Origin of the sequence: Saccharopolyspora hattusasensis (assembly GCF_050972075.1) — a bacterium.
GTDB lineage: Bacteria > Actinomycetota > Actinomycetes > Mycobacteriales > Pseudonocardiaceae > Saccharopolyspora > Saccharopolyspora hattusasensis.
The window spans coordinates 7,293,889-7,309,721 of sequence record NZ_JBPCDC010000001.1 but is presented as its reverse complement, the minus strand read 5'-3'; the positions used below and the strand labels follow the sequence as shown (position 1 = coordinate 7,309,721).

General features: G+C 66.8%; 14 protein-coding genes and 3 pseudogenes. 4 read left to right on the top strand and 13 right to left on the bottom strand.

Features of this window, described 5'->3' with window-relative positions; all coding sequences use genetic code 11:
• Positions 1–118: 118 nt before the first annotated feature.
• On the top strand, positions 119–2,533 hold the full coding sequence (locus ACRXBZ_RS35045) for an SdrD B-like domain-containing protein (RefSeq protein ID WP_433882717.1): 2,415 nt from the start codon (positions 119–121) through the stop codon (positions 2,531–2,533).
• A gap of 535 nt (positions 2,534–3,068) precedes the next feature.
• Here ACRXBZ_RS35045 and ACRXBZ_RS35040 read toward each other — a convergent pair.
• Complete coding sequence (locus ACRXBZ_RS35040) at positions 3,069–3,623, bottom strand: DUF2020 domain-containing protein (RefSeq protein ID WP_433882716.1); 555 nt, start codon at positions 3,621–3,623, stop codon at positions 3,069–3,071.
• A gap of 228 nt (positions 3,624–3,851) precedes the next feature.
• Here ACRXBZ_RS35040 and ACRXBZ_RS35035 point away from each other — a divergent pair, with 228 nt between their 5' ends.
• Both ACRXBZ_RS35035 and ACRXBZ_RS35030 read left to right on the top strand, forming a co-directional pair.
• Positions 3,852–4,688: a class E sortase gene (locus ACRXBZ_RS35035; protein WP_433882715.1), complete on the top strand. Its 837-nt coding sequence runs from the start codon at positions 3,852–3,854 to the stop codon at positions 4,686–4,688.
• On the top strand, positions 4,689–4,844 hold the full coding sequence (locus ACRXBZ_RS35030) for a hypothetical protein (protein WP_433882714.1): 156 nt from the start codon (positions 4,689–4,691) through the stop codon (positions 4,842–4,844).
• 574 nt (positions 4,845–5,418) lie between these two features.
• On the opposite strand, the gene ACRXBZ_RS35025 is transcribed toward ACRXBZ_RS35030, so the two are convergent.
• The 9 genes and pseudogenes from ACRXBZ_RS35025 to ACRXBZ_RS34985 form a co-directional block, all read right to left on the bottom strand.
• Positions 5,419–5,985, bottom strand: a complete 567-nt coding sequence (locus tag ACRXBZ_RS35025; RefSeq protein ID WP_433882713.1) for a polysaccharide deacetylase family protein — start codon at positions 5,983–5,985, stop codon at positions 5,419–5,421.
• A 219-nt stretch (positions 5,986–6,204) separates the two neighbouring features.
• A pseudogene (locus ACRXBZ_RS35020) lies at positions 6,205–6,786 on the bottom strand (transposase); the annotation flags it as partial.
• Between the two features lie 423 nt (positions 6,787–7,209).
• Positions 7,210–7,378, bottom strand: a pseudogene (locus ACRXBZ_RS35015) (alpha/beta fold hydrolase); the annotation flags it as partial.
• A gap of 9 nt (positions 7,379–7,387) precedes the next feature.
• Positions 7,388–7,873, bottom strand: a complete 486-nt coding sequence (locus ACRXBZ_RS35010; RefSeq protein ID WP_433884070.1) for an acyl-CoA dehydrogenase family protein — start codon at positions 7,871–7,873, stop codon at positions 7,388–7,390.
• Complete coding sequence (locus ACRXBZ_RS35005; RefSeq protein ID WP_433882712.1) at positions 7,825–9,249, bottom strand: ABC transporter permease; 1,425 nt, start codon at positions 9,247–9,249, stop codon at positions 7,825–7,827. The genes ACRXBZ_RS35010 and ACRXBZ_RS35005 overlap by 49 nt, the downstream gene beginning before the upstream one ends.
• Positions 9,246–9,893: an ABC transporter ATP-binding protein gene (locus ACRXBZ_RS35000; RefSeq protein ID WP_433882711.1), complete on the bottom strand. Its 648-nt coding sequence runs from the start codon at positions 9,891–9,893 to the stop codon at positions 9,246–9,248. Before ACRXBZ_RS35000 ends, ACRXBZ_RS35005 begins: the two co-directional genes overlap by 4 nt.
• 153 nt (positions 9,894–10,046) lie before the next feature.
• Positions 10,047–10,855, bottom strand: a pseudogene (locus ACRXBZ_RS34995) (amidohydrolase family protein).
• Between the two features lie 168 nt (positions 10,856–11,023).
• Positions 11,024–11,344 (bottom strand): HpcH/HpaI aldolase/citrate lyase family protein, encoded by a 321-nt coding sequence (locus tag ACRXBZ_RS34990; RefSeq protein ID WP_433882710.1) that lies wholly within the window; start codon positions 11,342–11,344, stop codon positions 11,024–11,026.
• Positions 11,328–11,696, bottom strand: coding sequence for a CoA transferase (locus tag ACRXBZ_RS34985; RefSeq protein ID WP_433884069.1), 369 nt, complete (start codon positions 11,694–11,696; stop codon positions 11,328–11,330). Before ACRXBZ_RS34985 ends, ACRXBZ_RS34990 begins: the two co-directional genes overlap by 17 nt.
• A 237-nt stretch (positions 11,697–11,933) precedes the next feature.
• On the opposite strand from ACRXBZ_RS34985, the gene ACRXBZ_RS34980 reads away from it, so the two are divergent.
• Entirely contained in the window at positions 11,934–12,596 is a 663-nt protein-coding gene (locus tag ACRXBZ_RS34980; RefSeq protein ID WP_168587862.1) for a GntR family transcriptional regulator, read from the top strand.
• Between the two features lie 118 nt (positions 12,597–12,714).
• On the opposite strand, the gene ACRXBZ_RS34975 is transcribed toward ACRXBZ_RS34980, so the two are convergent.
• From ACRXBZ_RS34975 to ACRXBZ_RS34965, 3 genes are all read right to left on the bottom strand, one after another.
• Entirely contained in the window at positions 12,715–13,092 is a 378-nt protein-coding gene (locus tag ACRXBZ_RS34975; protein WP_433884068.1) for a Scr1 family TA system antitoxin-like transcriptional regulator, read from the bottom strand.
• A gap of 163 nt (positions 13,093–13,255) precedes the next feature.
• Complete coding sequence (locus ACRXBZ_RS34970) at positions 13,256–13,801, bottom strand: cupin domain-containing protein (protein WP_190815957.1); 546 nt, start codon at positions 13,799–13,801, stop codon at positions 13,256–13,258.
• Positions 13,802–13,803: 2 nt separating this feature from the next.
• On the bottom strand, positions 13,804–15,663 hold the full coding sequence (locus ACRXBZ_RS34965; protein WP_433882709.1) for a class I adenylate-forming enzyme family protein: 1,860 nt from the start codon (positions 15,661–15,663) through the stop codon (positions 13,804–13,806).
• Positions 15,664–15,833 lie beyond the last annotated feature (170 nt).

The window sequence follows — 15,833 nt, the reverse complement described above, 5'->3', positions numbered from 1 at the left end:
CGGTTCTTGCTCGCCTGACAAGGGGACAACTATAGCTATGAACCGAGCCGGTAGAGGATTCAGCCGGACAGCCGGGAAACGTACGGGCCGACTGGCGCGTGTGGGGTTATCCGGACTGTTGCTGATAGGCAGCGCGACAGGCCCGATGGTGGGGGCGGCCGGGGCTTCGGCGGCTGACGGCACACTGACGGTCGAGGTGCTGCGCGATTTCTTTGGCACCGGCGTGATCAACGCCACCATGGATGTGCCGCAGCAGGGCATGAAGGTTGACGTTTCCGACCCCACCGGCCATCACGTCACCGGCACCACGGATGCCACCGGAAAAGTCGTCGTGTCGTCGTCGACCGTGCTGACCGGCGGCCAGTACCGCGTCGACGTCACTGTTCCGGCTCCCTACAGCAATTATTTGCGGGCGGCGCCGGCCTCGACCGCGGCGAACCACTTCGACAGCTTCACCACGTTCGTGGACGTGTCGGGCGGCAAGAACGCCTCGGTAATCACCGGGGTCTGGAACCCGGCCGACTACACGCTCCCCGATTCCCGGTATTTCGTGCCGATCCAGAGTGGTGCTGGTGGGACCGACACCCGGGCATTGGTGGCGTTCGGAATGAACACCCGGGGTACGTGTCCCAGCGACGTGGCTTGTCCGACCACGCTCGCCACGCAATCCCAGGTGGGCACGACTTTCGGGCTGGCCTACGACAGGTACCGGCAGCGGCTGTTCCAGAGCGAGTTCGCCCGGCGGCACGCCCCATACGGGCCAGATGGCGGTGACGCCATCTACACCGTGCCGGTCAAGGGCGGAAGCGCGCCGACCCTGTTCGCGAAGGTGCCAGGCGCCGCGGTGACGCCGCACGACACCGCGAACATGATTAAGGATCCCGGGTTCACCAACGCGCCGGGTAAAGAGAGCATCGGTGGCCTGGCCCTGTCGGAAGACGGCGCGACGCTGTACGCAGTGAATCTGCTGACCCGGACCCTGGTGAGCTTCGATGCGACCGGGGCCACCGCATTACAACCCGAAGCGACGGTGCCGATCCCGGACCCGGGTTGCGCGGCGGCCACCGACTGGCGGCCGTTCGGGCTTGAAACGTACAACAACACGCTTTATGTCGGTGGAGTGTGTTCCGCGGAAAGCACGCAGAACCGGGCGGACCTGAAGGCGGTCGTCTACGCCTACGACGGCGAGCAATTCAGCACGGTGCTGACCCATCCGCTTACGGCCGAGCGCGGTGACGTCTTTGCCGGTAGCCCGAGCGCGGGACAGAACAACCACTGGAACCCGTGGAACACCGACCTGTCAAGCTGGGACGAATTCCGCCTGGGCAACGCCTTCATCAATCCGCAGCCGGCGTTAGCCAGCCTCGCCTTCGCCCGTGACGGTTCGATGATCCTGGGTTTCCGCGACCGGTTCATGGACGTTCTCAGTGCGAGGGGGCTGGACCCCCGGCCGGGCAACAACACCCCGGAACTCGGCATGTCGGGTGGTGACATCAACATGGCCTGCGCCAATCCCGCCGGTGGATACTCGTGGGAAGGCACCGGAAACTGCCCCAACCACGCGAAACCCGCCACCGACGGCGGCCAGGGCAATAGTGTCGTCGAATACTTTCCGGGCGAATTCTTTTCCGCCGGGCACCAGGAAACCGCGCTAGGCGCGGTGGCCTACATTCCGCAGCAGCAATGGGTCATCAGCACGGAGTTCGACCCGACCGTCAACATCGAGACCAGCGGAACCGGTTACCACAACATCAAGACCGGCGAGGGTCCCGGTAACAACCCGGCCGCCAACGCCTACGAGTTCGTCGGTCGGGCGCAGAATGGGTTCGGTAAGGCCGGTGGGCTCGGCGATATCGCCTATACGGCGGCGAATGCGCCGATCCAGATCGGCAACGTGGTGTGGTTTGACGGCGACCACAACGGAATCCAGGACCCCGGGCAGGTGCCGCTGCCGGGTGCGACGATCAACCTGTTGGACGCCAGCGGTAAGCAGGTCGCCACGACCAAGACCGATGCCGCCGGCGAGTACTACTTTGGTGGTGTCGGCGCGGCCTACGAGCTCACGCCGGGTGCGAAGTACACCGTGCAGTTCGACGTGTGTACCGCGAACACCAGCAAGGTGCCAAGCCAGCCGCCGGCTACCAAGCTGCGGTTCACACTCCCGCTGGCCGGTGAGGACCGGGCACATGACTCCAACGTGATACCGCCGACCACCGGGCAACTGTGCAACGGATACGCACCTGTCACGGCGCCGACCAACCCAGGAGGTGTTGATCACACGATCGACGCCGGCGTGTACATCCCACAGGAACCGCCGACGACCCCGATGCCGCCAACATCGACACCGCCGACGTCTGTGCCGCCGACGCCCCCGATGCCCACCACGCCGCCCCCATCCAACACGCGGACGGACTCGCTGGCCGACACCGGTATTTCCAGCCTGCCAGAGATGATCTTCCTCGGTGTAGTGCTCCTCGGTGCGGGTGCGGCATTCGTGTTCGTGAGCCGGAAGCGTCGCGCCAAGCAACGCTGAAAAACGGGTGTTCTGCCCGCCTGCGATCCGGAATCGCGCGGGCGGGCAGACCACGCCTGGTCGAGCTCTGTCTGGCTGGGCCTTCGAACGGTGCACCCGATGGAGGACAACGAGCTAGGACTTCTTCCCGCTCTCGACTGTCAAGAACCACTCATCTCGTCTGAACCCGTGACAACGCGTCCTTTCCAGCAGTCTTCCCCTCGTATCGTGGAGACATCGTCTTGAGCCAAACGCGGAAGGAAACCGCCGAGCAGGTCGAGTTGGCGAAACTCAGCCGCCGGATTGGTGTTCGGCCCGCACACAGTCCACCACTCCTGTGGGACCGAGTCGCTGCGGCGCGGGGCGGCGGTCGACGTGGCGCAGGAGTTGTTGAGATACGCGCCGATTGCCACCGACGGATGTTTTCTTCTTTGCTTTCAGGTACACGGATTGCCCACAGCCATTGGTACACCGAACCCGGATGCTGGTCCTCCGCTGCCCCGCAGATGGCGAGCGGCGGAGTACCAGATCGACTGGCCGCCTCAGGCCGTCTGCGTCAGCGGCCGAGCGCGGAAACTACTTGTTTCGTAACGGTTCTCGCCTTGACCGTCTGCATCTGGTCGGTGGTGACCACGATCGCCACGCCCTGCTTCGCGACCGCGTAGACCGCACCCCCGTCCGTCTGCTGGTATCCGCCCTGCCAGCCGGTGGGTTCGGTCGCAGGATTGCTGCTGTCCACGGGCGCCGCGTGGTTCACCAGAGCCGTCGCGACGGCGGGTTCGCCGACGTAGATGCGCACGGTCAACTGGACGTTCCCGGCCCGGTCGTAGAAGAAGCACGCCGGATGGGGGTGGTCGGCCGAGAGCTTCACCTCCGACACCCGCTGACCATTGGCCCCGGCGACGAAGTCGGTGGCGAGGTAGGGACACGGTCCCGCCGCTACCGGCTGCGACTCGGGCGGCAGTGCCGGGGCAGCGGAGGTGGTGGTGGCCGGCGGCGGCACGCTGGACGGGGGCGGCGCGGTGGCCGGTCCTGACCGCTGCGAGCAGGCCGCCGCGGCCAGGGCGGTGACCAGGGTGAAAGTTCCGAGAACAAGCACGAATCCACGCATCGGACAAAGTGAACCACGCCCTGAGCGGCTACTGACACCCTCAAGATGGCTCCGCGGCCAACAGCCTGCTCGACTTTTCGCTGCTGCCCTCGAACCGTTCGGCGCCGACTACAAGGCCACGAGCGAGTGGCGCTGAGGGCGGTCGCGGGCGCAGACCAGTGGTGGCGGCCGGCGAGCGGTGCCTTCCCGCACATCGGGCCGAACACCGAACCGACGAGAGGAGCGCGCATGGCGATACGGCAAGCATCTCCGCCGAAGTCGTCGCCCGGCCATGGTAGGAAGACTGTCCACACCCTGGGCGAGTTGCTGATCACGGTGGGCCTAGTGGTCATGCTGTTCGCGGTCTACGAGTTGTACGTGACCGACCTGGTCTCCGCCGGGAAGCAGACCGACGCCGCCTCGACCTTGGAGGGCGACTGGGCCAAGGGCCGTCAGTTGCATCCCGAGCTGATCGACGGCCAGGCCTTCGCCAAGATCTATATCCCAAGCTTCGGCGCCGACTACCACTTCACCATCCAGCAGGGGACAGCCGACAAGTCGCTGGAGATCGGGCCCGGGCACTACAAGGGCACAGCGCTTCCCGGGGAACCCGGCAACTTCGCGGTCGCCGGGCACCGTGTCGGCAAGGGTTCGCCGTTCAACGATCTCGACCTGCTTAGCTCGTGTGACGCGATCGTCATCGAGACCCAGACCGACCTCTTCGTGTACCGCGTGCTGCCGTACGCCGAGGAGATCGCCGACTGGGGCACCGGCAAGGGCCGCGACCCGAAGTGTGCGCCGGTCAGCACGCTGCGGACGAACGCGCCGGACGGCGGTCCCTACGGTCAGACCGTGGGCCGCGAGGTGGTGAACCCGGACCAGGTCCAGGTGATCGCTCCGGTGCCGCAGAAGCCTGCCGACGTGCTGCCGGCCGCCCAGCAGGTCGCGCTGCTCACGCTGACCACTTGCCACCCCCAGTTCTCGGACCGGCAACGGCTCATCGTGCACGCGGCGCTGACCAACCAGTACCCGAAGAGGAACGGCGCGACCTACGCGCAACTGCTACAAGCCCTCGGGGAGGGATAGATGTACGGCTGGATCTGGCGGCACCTGCCCGGGCCGGTGGGCGCGAAGCTCGCGCTCGCGGTCGTGCTGTTCCTGGGCGTGGTGGCGCTGCTCTTGTTCGTAGTATTCCCATGCCTGGACCCGCTGCTGCCGTTCAACAAGGTGTCGGTGCAGTAGGGCCGCCCCAACAGTCCGGCCTGGTAGCCATCTGAGGCGCGTGCTGCGGACAAATGGTGTCAATTCGGGAAGGTCGAACTCGGGCGCCGGTAGATTGTGAAAGTCCCGCAGCACCACGGCGACGTCGGCGGTCCTGCCTTGTTGATGTGGTGGTAGCTCGTGCCAGAACGTGACGACGCGACCCAAAGCGACAACTGGTTGCTCAACATCACGAATGGGACGTTCGGCGGCTACTCCGTTGTCTCCTAGCCAGGTGGCGACGTTGATTTCCTTTGCTGCTCCCCCATCTTGGCCGTGCTGAGCCGGCAAATGCCCACCCCGAAGCCCACCTGACCGGACCGAGCGCTGCTGGCCGCACTCGCGGCTCGTACCTCGGCCCCTCTGCGGCCACCGGATCGTCATCCCACGCACGCTGCTAGCCTGGCACCAGCACCTGGTAAATAAGAAATGGACCCAGCCATCCTCCCCAGGGCGCCCGAAGAACTCCGCGACCTGATCATCCGTCTCGGCACCGACATGGGCTGCACGTGACGGCTTCGTCGCGGGTGCTCGCCGGCGTGCTCCGCCGGGTTTGTCACTTGTAGAGCGGGAGATCGAATGTATAGCCCTGGTCGAGCAGATACGGAATGAGCTGGTTCACCGCCTCGACGGTCTGGCTGCGATCCCCTCCGCCGTCATGCATCAGCACGATGCCTCCTTGCGTCGCAGGATCGTTGCGCACGGCGTCCACGATCGCCTGAACGCCTGGGCGCTGCCAGTCATTCGTATCCACGGCCCAGCCGATTGGTTGTATGCCGCCCTGGACGGCCGCGACCGTGTTCGTGAATTCCGTCCAGTGGCCATATGGTGCCCGGAAGTACGCGATGTCCCGGCCCGTCGTGTTGACAATGAGCGAGTAGGTGTCCATCACTTCGGCGTAGCCCGCCTCATGGCTGATGGTGGTCAGATCGGGGTGGGTCATCGTGGGGTCGCCCAGCTCGTGCCCCTCGGCGTCGATCCGGCGGACCAGGTCCGGGTAGGCCTGCACCTGCTCGCCGATCAAGCAAAATGTCGCCTGGATCCCATATCTGGCGAGCACGTCGAGCATTTGTGGCGTGTAGGTCGGATGGGGGCCGTCATCGAAGGTGAACGCGACGGTCATGCCGCCGTCCCCGGTCGTGGTCACCACCTCGGATGTGGCTGCCGGAGTGGATCCGTTGTTCACCAAACTACGCTGACCCATGGCGGCCTCCCTTCTGCGTCTACCATGACTATCCCGAAACTGAGTCATACTTGGCGCTTCTACTCCTTCCGTGGTGTCATGGGCGTCGGGGGTGGGTGGTGGGTGGTCGTCTAGATGATTGATCCCGTGAAGTTGGTGTTAGTGATCGAACGCGATCAGTGATCGTTTGCTGGTCACGCCGGTGGTCCAGTTGTGCCAGATACCGGCGGCCATGGCCAGTAAACGCTGGGCGACGCGGGGAACACGCCAGCCGGGGTGCGTCCGCCGTGCTGCTCGAGACCGAGTTGTCCTTTGAGTGTCTGGTTGACCGACTCAATCCACTGGCGTATTCCGCCAAGGTTGCCGTTGCGGTAGGTCTCGTCCTTGCGGTCCGGGCGCAGCAGACGCAGAGCCTGCGCCTCAGTGAGTTTCTTGAAGTCCTTGCCGGAGAAGCCCTTGTCGGCCAGCAGGACTTGGCCGTCACGGATCAGAGGGTGGTTGTGGTCGAGCAAGGCCGCCAGCACCTCACGTTCGCCGATCTTGGGGTTGGCCAGGCACCACATGACCGGCATCCCGTCCCCGGTGCACACCAGAGAGAGCTTCAGACCCCAATACCAGCGGGAATGTGACGCACAGTAGCCGTAACCGGGACATGCCGCACGGAACGGGCGTGGCGTCGCTGATCCACAGGTCATCGAACCAGGATGGACGACACGCGGCCAGTGTGATAATCGCTTTGCAGCCGAGCCGGGAAAGCCGGGGTGGACGGCTTCGGCGCCGAGACTCGGGTGCTCGGCCGTGCGGCGGTTCCGCTACCGACCCCACGCGCCGCCGCGGCGAAGGTCGCCACCTGGCCGTGAGTGATTTTGGGCGCCATAGCACCGAAAACCGCTCACGGGCCTAGGGCTGGGCGGATCCGCGAGGCCTACAAGTTCTGCAGGCGACGGTCACCGGAATGTCCACGATGGATCGCAGTTCGGCGGCGATGCGGGACACCGTCGCCCCCGGCAGGCGAGCAGCGCGCCCCGGTTACGGTCGGGCGAGGTCAGCAGGTCAGTGAGCAGCTCGCCGCGCACCTCGTCCTCCGCTTTCGCCACAGATCGGCGCAGCATCAGCAACAAAGCGGTCACCACCGCCGCCCGCTCGAAAAGCCGCCGGTCCGCGCTCGCCGTTGTCGGCGACAGCCCTGGTGTCGACGAGAAGCAGACCCGCGACCCCGTTGCGGCGAGGCCCACAGCACCGCCATCGCGACGGAGCCGCCCATCGAGCATCCGCCCAGGACGACCTACGGCAGCTCCAACCGGTCCAGCAGGGCCAGAATGTCGGCGGCCGCGACTTTCCGCTACCGACCCCACGCGCCGCCGCGGCGAAGGTCGCCACCTGGCCGTGAGTGATTTTGGGCGCCATAGCACCGAAAACCGCTCACGGGCGTTGGTCCTGCACCGCGCACACCCAACCGTCCGGTATGGACACCGCTCGATCGGCTGCCCGAGACGTCGCGACCGCTTCCGCCGACGGCTCGGGCGGCGCGAAGCCCGAACCCGTCGGCAATGATCACGTGACTCTTCAGCGAGTTCGATACCGGATCCGGCGACCGCCTGAAGAGCGAAGCTCGCGAACCTGGTGGTCGGCCCGGTAGCACCTCGCCGTACCTCTCCGGCGTCTCCACCAGGAAGGTCGTCAGGTTCTGCTGCGCCTTCCCCGCACGTTCGCCGGTCTTGACCAACGCGATCAGGTTGGAGGCACCGCCGTTGGTCAGCCACATCTTTGGCCTGTCGATCACGTGGTCATCGCTGTCGCAGATGGCTTTGGTCTTGGTCGCCGCCATGTCGGAGCCCAGCTCCGGCTCCGACATGGCGAAACACCATGAACGAGTCCGTCCTCCATCTTCGGCAGGTCGTGTCCGTCTTCTGCTCCGGCGTGCCGTGCCGGCAATTCATGTGCGCGACGATGAAATGCGCGTGTCGCGAAAGCCAGGGCTGTGCCGGCGGTCGCCGCGAGCAGCGAGACGACCACGCTGTTCACCGTGGAAGTCGTGAACCCGGAGGAGTTCACAGCGGCGACGAACGAGGACAAGTCGATGGCGCCCGGTTCGGTCAGCGACGTGAACGACCTCATGTAAGGCGAAGTTCGAATCGCCGACAAGAGAAGCGCACCCAGCGGCAGCACGATGGAGAGCGTGAAGTAGACGATCGCGGCGGCCACCGCCGGCCAGCGCCACCGCCCCAGGGACACCTGCCGAGGCTTCACCCCCTTGCCCGACACTGTCGTGAACGACCGCTTGGCTAGGAAGCGACGCTGCACCGCGGTCACGATCAGCACGACTGCGACAAGCACGACTGCGACAAGCACGATTGCGACGACCGCGGCCTGATTGCCTCGGGATGGCGTTGAGTTCATCAACTTGTAGATGAACGTGGGCAGGGTGTCGATTCCGCCCGGCGTGGCCAGTACCTGCGAAACCGGGAAGTTCTCGAACACAAGCACGAAGATCAGGAGCCCGGCGCCCAGGATTGCCACCAGGGAAAGGGGAATCGTGATGGAACGGATCGTGCGCCACGACGTGCCGCCATGCACGCCCGCCGCATCCTCGAGATCAGGGTTCATCATCTTCATGGAGCTATGAATCATCAGGAAGGCATACGGCGCGTAGTACATCGCCATCACCGCCACGACCCCTACCAGCGAGTAGGCGTCGATCACGGGCCCGGTGATTCCCATGTCACGGAAGGCGATGTTGATCAATCCTGCGCCGGGGCTGCCGAGGATGGACCAGGCAAGAGCTCCGACGTAGGACGGCAAGAACAGCGGCATCAGACCGATCAGGAAAACCAGGGGCTTGCCCGGAATGTTGGTTCGCGCTGTGACGAACGCGAGGAACCCGCCGATCAGCAATGCGAGCACGGTGGAGCCGACCGCGATCAGGATCGAGTTTCCTGCCGCCTTGAGGACGCCGTCGGCGACGAGGACGCGGAAGTTGTCCAAGGTGGGGGAAAGGGAAATGTTGCCAGGACGTGGCACCTCGTCGACCCAGGCCGCCAGCAGGATGAATCCGACGGGCACGAGAACGAGGAAGGAGACGAGGGCCAGCAAGGGCAGGCTGACCAGTCGACCGCGTAAACCCGGTCGTGCGCGTCCCCGCGTGGAAGCCGGCGAGGGCGGTTCGTCGCCTACAAGCGGCCGCTCGATCGTCGTGGAGCTCATGCGGCCACCGCTACCTTCTCGGTTGCGCGCGAAACGTCCTCGGGCAACAGACGGACGTCGCGCGCCGCGACTCGGACGATCACTTCTGTTCCGGCGACGAACGTCCCGGAGACTGGCGGCGGAGAGATCGCCTCGAGTCGAAGTCCAGATTCGGTCACGACCTTGCAGCGGATCGACGCTCCCTGGAAGATCGCGACCTCGACTACGCCCCGGAACTCATTGACCTCGGGGGGCGCGTCGGACGGGCCACCGAAGCGACAGGCGACGGTGACGCGTTCAGGTCGGATGCACGCAGACGACGGCCCCATCGGGACTCGGTCCTCGCTGACCAGGGTCTGTCCACTCGCGGCGAGTCGGACCGCCGTTGTGTCAGAGATGTCAATCGGGAAGATGTTGGTGACTCCGAGAAACCGCGCGATCGATGCGCTCGCCGGGTACTGATAGATCTCCTCCGGAGTACCGAGCTGTGTGATCCTGCCTCCTTGCATGATGGCGATCAGGTCCCCCAGCGAAAGGGCTTCCTGCTGGTCGTGCGTGACATAGAGGCTCGTCAGCCCGCGCTCGACCTGAATCCGGCGAAGTTCCACCCGGAGGTCGTCGCGCAGGCGTGCGTCGAGGTTGGACAACGGCTCGTCCAGGAGCATGACTGCGGGCTCCATGGCCATCGACGAGCCAGCGCCACGCGCTGCATCTGCCCTCCTGAGAGCATGCTCGCGCCACGATCGCCGAGCGCGCCGAGGCCGACGAGTTCGAGCACCTCGACTGCTCGACGCCGTCGCTGGCTCCGACCAACTCCCTCAGGCGAATCCGTAGAGTATTTCCGGGTTCTCGACGAGGATGCGCCGACGATCCTCTGGCCGTGGAACCCACTCGTCCAGCAGCCGGCGAAGTTGGCGGTCGTCGGGCGGGTTCTCACGCTCGGTCACGTGTGGCCAGTCGCTCCCCCACACAAGGCGTTCTGGCGCGGCGGCGACGAACGCGCGTGCAACGCGGCTCGCGTCCGAATAGTCCGGCCGTGGCGCAGCGGTGTTGAGGTAAGGCCCGGAAAGCTTGACCCAGGTCCGTCCTGCGTCGATGAGTCGCCGAACGATGCTGAAGGCCTGGTGCTCGGTGCCCTGACCGGGGGAAGCCGGGCCATGTGGTCGACAACCATGTGGCAAGGCAGGCTGGCGAGCATGCTTGCGTGGCGCACGATCTGCTCGCCGGGCAGGTGCACCTGGATGTGCCACCCGAGCTCGGCGATCCGCCGCGCTAGTGTCGGGATCATGTCGATCCGGACCACGGCGTCATCGGGGTTCCACACACTGAACCGCACTCCTCGAACGCCCTGGGCGGCGAGCACCCGCAGCTCGTCATCAGAGACCAACGGGGTCAGCACCGCGACCCCTCGCCCGTCGGGTCCCAGTCGCTGCACCGCGTCCAGCATCGCTCGGTTGTCCGTGCCGAAGTTCTTTGCCTGGACCACTACGGCGCGAGTGGTCCCAAAGGTCTCTCGCACCCGCAGATAATCGTCGATTGTGGACCTCGCGGGAAGAGGTGCTGCTGGATCGGAGATGCGCGGAAACCGCGCATCAAGGACATGGATGTGGGCGTCGCAAGCCTGCATGTCGGTCTCCTCGAGGCGCCAACAGATGTGGACAGTGTGAGCCGGTCAGATGTGTCCCCGGCGAGCACCGGTCACGGCCAGGGACTCCGCGTCCACAGGAACACCACGACGGCGCCAAGGAATCTGAGGGGCTCACACGCGGTCGCGGGTCGAGCGGGGCAGTCGCGCTCAGGTGGCCAGCCGTTCTGCCAGATCGAGGACACGGCGGGCCCGATTCACAACCGGAGCGTCGATGAAACGGCCGTCGGGTAGCGCGAGCGCGCCTGGCGCACCTGCCGCATCGGCGGCGTCGACGATCTCGCGGGCGTGGCGCACCTCGTCGGCCGACGGCGTGAAAGCCGCGCGAACGGGGTCGATCTGGCGAGGATGGATGACCGAACGCCCGAACAGGCCGAGCGAGCGGCCGTGCCGGGTGGACTCGACCAGGCCGTCGACGTCGAGCCGGGCACGTAGAGCCAGGTCAACGGAGCGCTCACGCGACCACCCCATCAGCACGCAGGGCTTCGATCCGGCCGGTGTCATAGCCGAGTTCACCCAGCACCTCGTCGGTGTGCCGCCCCAGCGCGGGACCAGGCCAGCGGACCTTGCCGGGAGTCTCGGACAACCGGAACTGCACGTTCTGCACAGTGACCTCGCCGAGTTCCTCGTCGGGCAAGTCAAGGAACGTGCACAGTGCCTGATACTGCGGGTCCTTCACCACGTCTGAAGCGTCGTAGACCAACGAGATCGCCGCCTGGGCCTGCTCGAATTCGCGCAGCACCTCCTCGGCGTCCCGCGCAGCGATCCACGAGCCGACAGCCGAATCGAGCGGCGCCGAAGTCGCCCAGCATCGAGGCCGCAGTGGGCCCGGCGAACAACGTGGCGGTATCGATGATGCGGAGTGATTTCAGAGGGCCGACCATGACTAGTAATTTATAAGATCTTGCCCATGAGCGGAAGGACTGGTTACGGATCGGACAACACGACGGGGCGCGGTGCCGGTCACACAAGGCCCCGCCCCTCTCGTCACGTTTGCGGGCGGTTGTCCTGTACCGTCCAGTAGGTGGTGCCACCTAGCCGTGATACGGCGCAGCGCAGCGTGAGTGCAGCTGACGGACGTCGCGACGTACCGCCGTCAAGCAAGGCCGACTACGTTTACGAAACGCTGCTCGATGACCTCCGCAACGCACGCATCCCCGGCGGCACACCGTTGCGAGCGGCCGCGGTGGCCGAACGCCTAGGGGTGTCGATCACCCCTGTTCGGGAGGCGTTACGGCGCCTGGAGAACGACAGTCTCATTACTTACGAGCGTCACCACGGCGCCACTGTGATCGACCTGTCAGACGACGCACTAGCCGAGTACTACAGCGTGCGGGCGGTCGTGGAGGGGCTCGGGGCGCGCCTGGCGGCCTCCCGGATCACCGCCGGGCAGCTCGCCTCGCTGTGGGCACTGCACGAGGAAATGGTCGCCCACGAGCGGGCCGGCCAGAACGAGGCGCTGGGCGAGAAAAGCCGGAAGCTGCACCTCGCGATCGCCGACATCGGCGGCCCAGCGTTTCTGGGCCGACATGCCCGCGCGGTGCGCAACAATTTCCCAGTGCCCGCAGACGCGTCGTTGTGGCTAGACGCCGACCAGGCGCGCCACCACCTGACCGTGCACGAACAAATCCTACGCGCGCTGCAGGCCGGCGACGGGGCGACCGCCGAGCGAATCATGATCGACCACGTCGAAGCCAGTGGACGCTACCGGCTCAAACGCTGATCTCTCCGACGCGTCATCCTCGGCATGCGCGACGGCTGGCTGACAAGGGTTTCTCCGGCAAGGAATTCAAGAAGCGCAACTGTACTCCGGGTTTACAGCTTGCTGGAAGCCTTTCTGATCAGCTCAAAACGACTCTTCGCGACTGAGTGAGACCGATGTCGCGCCAGCGAGTGCGATGGAGCACTCGCGAATCGTTACGGCATCCGAGGTGAGCAGGGTTGAGGTGATCGATTCCTGCAGAGCTCGCTGGGAAGTTGCTCATCGGGGTATCCCGGCAGATCGGGGTATCCCGGCAGGAGGAAGGCTGAGCCGCCCAAGGCGTCATACGCGGCAGCTTCGAACGGGACGATTCGCACCTCGATCGTCTCGGGCGCTCGTCGATGAGCGCCGCCAAGTGCTCGAGTTGTCCTTTTAGGACACGCTCTCCACCGATCTGCTGCCTGATCACTGCTTCGCTCATGATCGAGCAGAACTGCACCGGATCGTCATCTGTCAGACGGCGCTGCCGGAACTGACTGCCGCCCGCAGCGGCGGATCAAGGCCTGGGACGGGGCCGTCTTCGCGGCGACCAAGCGCGCCTGCGCCGAGGTCGGCCGGCGGTTCGGCTGTTGACCGGACACGAGTCGGTCTGGTTGGCGGATGTCCGGTGGCTAGCCGGATCAGCCCGGCATCCCGGCGCACTCCCGGCACGGGCAGTGCCGGCAGTCCACCGAGTGCAGGTAGCGCGGCGCCCCGGCGGTCTTGTCGCAGATCATGCAGGTCAGCTCACCACTGTCGGCGATGATCTCCTCATAGGGCACCGGCGTCATGCGGTCGGTGGAGTCGATGCGCTTGTGCGGGGCGCCGACCGCGACGATCAGATGATCGGTGATCGCGCCCACCGCGTGCGGCACCTGCCCTTCGATGAGGAAGGTCTGCCCGGCATGGGTCTCGTGGATCCGCCCGCCGTAGGTGATCGTCCCCGTCCCGGCGACCACGGTCAGCACGTGGTGGCCCGGATGGGTGTGCGGCACGAAACCCTGCCCGGCCGGCAGCCGGATCAGGTCGGCGCCGATCTCGCCGTTGGTGGCAAGTTCCTGACCGCTGGCCGCGGCGGTGCCGTGCATGGGCACTGCCAGCTCCCCGTGGTCCACGCGCAGTTCGGTGTGGTCGGGGCCGATCGAGCTCTTCGCCCAGGTCGCGATGTGCAGGTCGTCGTGCGGCATGGTTACTCCTCCTCGGTGGGGCGGACTGCCCAGATGACTCCGCCGAGGTCATGGCGCCCGGCCCGTAACGCGGAGAAACCCGCGATGGCGAAGCCGTCGTGCCGCAACCGGCGCAGCCGGGCCCATCGGTCGGCGCAGTGGCCGGTTCTTCCGTCGTTGAGATAGGTCCACAGCAGGTCCAACGCCCACGGCAGGCCGCCCGCGGTGGCCGCCGGTGCGTGCGGCAGCAGCACCAGTCGCCCGTCGTCGAGGGTGGTCTCGACGCCGAAGGGCACCGCGCCCCCGGGCGCGCCCTGCACCTCGGCCACCGCGGCGGCCAGTTCGGCGTACGACGACAGGGGCCACGACGCGGTGAGCTTGGCCCGCAGCACCGCCCGGTCGGCCACGCGCCGCTCGGGATCCGCGTCGCAGCCGAGGCGCAGCGAGTCGAACGCCTCGTAGACCGGTTCGCCGGTCGGCTCCAGCGAGTCGGGTTCCGGGACGCGCTCGGCCAGGGCGCGCACCTTCTGCAGCGGCACGTCCGGGTGCGGGGTGCCGCGCAGCAGTTCGTGCGCGGTGGCCGCGGCGTAGCGCAGCAGGCGCTCGTAGCGGGAGGGGCTTTCGCGGCGGGCGGCGAGCGTGGCGCCCATCAGCGAACGCTGCGGTTTCCCGGTGGCGGTGGCGCGGAAATCGCCTATGCGCAGCACCGCCGGGCGCAGCTCGGTGCGCTCGCACAACTGCTGCAGCCGGTCGACGGGCTGGTCGGTGGCGACCAGGCCGATCTCCTGGCCGAGCGTGGCCTCGGTGACGCCGACGGCGGCGAACCGGCCGGTCAGGCCGTCTTCGCGCCAGCGGCGTTCGACGTCGAGCGGGTAGTGCTTCTCGCCGCCGCGGTCGATGCGTTCCTTGGTGCGGCCCTTGAGCACCAGCAGATCTCCGCGGAATTCGCCGAGGTCGCCGGTGCGCAGCCAGCCGTCGGCGGTGATGGCCTCGGCGGTGGCGGCCGGGTCTTGCCAGTAGCCGTCCATCAGGTCCGGGGTGCTGATCCAGACCTCGCCGCCCTCCAGGCGCAGCCGCGTGTCCGGCAGCGCCAGCCCGACCGGCGGGAACCGGTCGAGGTAGTGCTCGGTGAACCCGGCCTCGTCCGGTGCGGGCATGGTGGCGCTGAAGTTGACCGCTTCGGTCAGCCCGTAGCCCTGGCGCAGCCGCGGCCCGTAGGTGCGGTGGAACCGGCGGGCGAGGTCGCCGGTCAGCGGGGCGGCGGCGATGATCAGGTAGTCGAGCCCGTCGGGCCAAGGCGGCGCGGCTTCCAGCAGGTCCGGCAGCAGGGCGGGCACGATCGAGGCGGTGCGGGCCCCGGCCTGCTCGAGCGCGGCGAAGTAACCCGTCGGGTCCGCGGCCGGGTGCAGCACCAGCCGTGCCCCGGTCAGATGGGTGCCCAGCAGCGACATGACCAGCGCGTTGCAGTGGTGCAGCGGCAGGCACGTCCCGTGCGGGCGGCCGGGTCCGATGCCGTGCAGCGCGGCGGTCTTGGTCGCGTTGCCCACCACGGCGCGGCGGCTGAGCATGACGCCCTTGGGAGTGCCGGTCGAGCCCGAGGTGAACATGATCAGCGCCAGGCCCGCGGCGTCGGGGTGCTCGGCGGGCAGCCCGGTCCGGCGCAGCGAGCTCGTCGAGCCCCGGCCGTCGATGACCGCGCTGGCCGAGACTCGGTCCACGATGCGCTCGAGCTGTGCATTCCCAGCCCGCGGTGCCATGGGCACGGCGACCAGTTCGCGTTCGAAGCACGCCAGCAACGCCGAAGCGAGCACGGGGCCGTTGGGAAGGCGGATGACCACCCGTGCCCCGGTGGGGAGGTCGGCCAGTTCGCTGCGGTGATCCACCGGTGATTATCTCCTGGTCGTTGGCGGTGTCCACACCTGTGCGGTGCACCGGGTTGTCGTCTCGTCGTTCCGATCGACGCCGGTGGCCCGCAACGCCCACCGGCAGCTCCGCGGGCTCGCGGTCCGCTGGCGAGGACAGCTGCGACGCCGCGCAAAGCCAGGCGATCCGG

Coding starts and splice junctions, on each gene's coding strand:
- ACRXBZ_RS35005 (WP_433882712.1), bottom strand. CDS start 9,249: ATGAGCTCCACGACGATCGAGCGGCCGCTTGTAGGCGACGAACCGCCC.
- ACRXBZ_RS34970 (WP_190815957.1), bottom strand. CDS start 13,801: ATGCCGCACGACGACCTGCACATCGCGACCTGGGCGAAGAGCTCGATC.
- ACRXBZ_RS34990 (WP_433882710.1), bottom strand. CDS start 11,344: ATGGGGTGGTCGCGTGAGCGCTCCGTTGACCTGGCTCTACGTGCCCGG.
- ACRXBZ_RS35010 (WP_433884070.1), bottom strand. CDS start 7,873: ATGGCGGCGACCAAGACCAAAGCCATCTGCGACAGCGATGACCACGTG.
- ACRXBZ_RS35025 (WP_433882713.1), bottom strand. CDS start 5,985: ATGACCGTCGCGTTCACCTTCGATGACGGCCCCCATCCGACCTACACG.
- ACRXBZ_RS35000 (WP_433882711.1), bottom strand. CDS start 9,893: ATGCTCCTGGACGAGCCGTTGTCCAACCTCGACGCACGCCTGCGCGAC.
- ACRXBZ_RS35030 (WP_433882714.1), top strand. CDS start 4,689: ATGTACGGCTGGATCTGGCGGCACCTGCCCGGGCCGGTGGGCGCGAAG.
- ACRXBZ_RS35035 (WP_433882715.1), top strand. CDS start 3,852: ATGGCGATACGGCAAGCATCTCCGCCGAAGTCGTCGCCCGGCCATGGT.
- ACRXBZ_RS35040 (WP_433882716.1), bottom strand. CDS start 3,623: ATGCGTGGATTCGTGCTTGTTCTCGGAACTTTCACCCTGGTCACCGCC.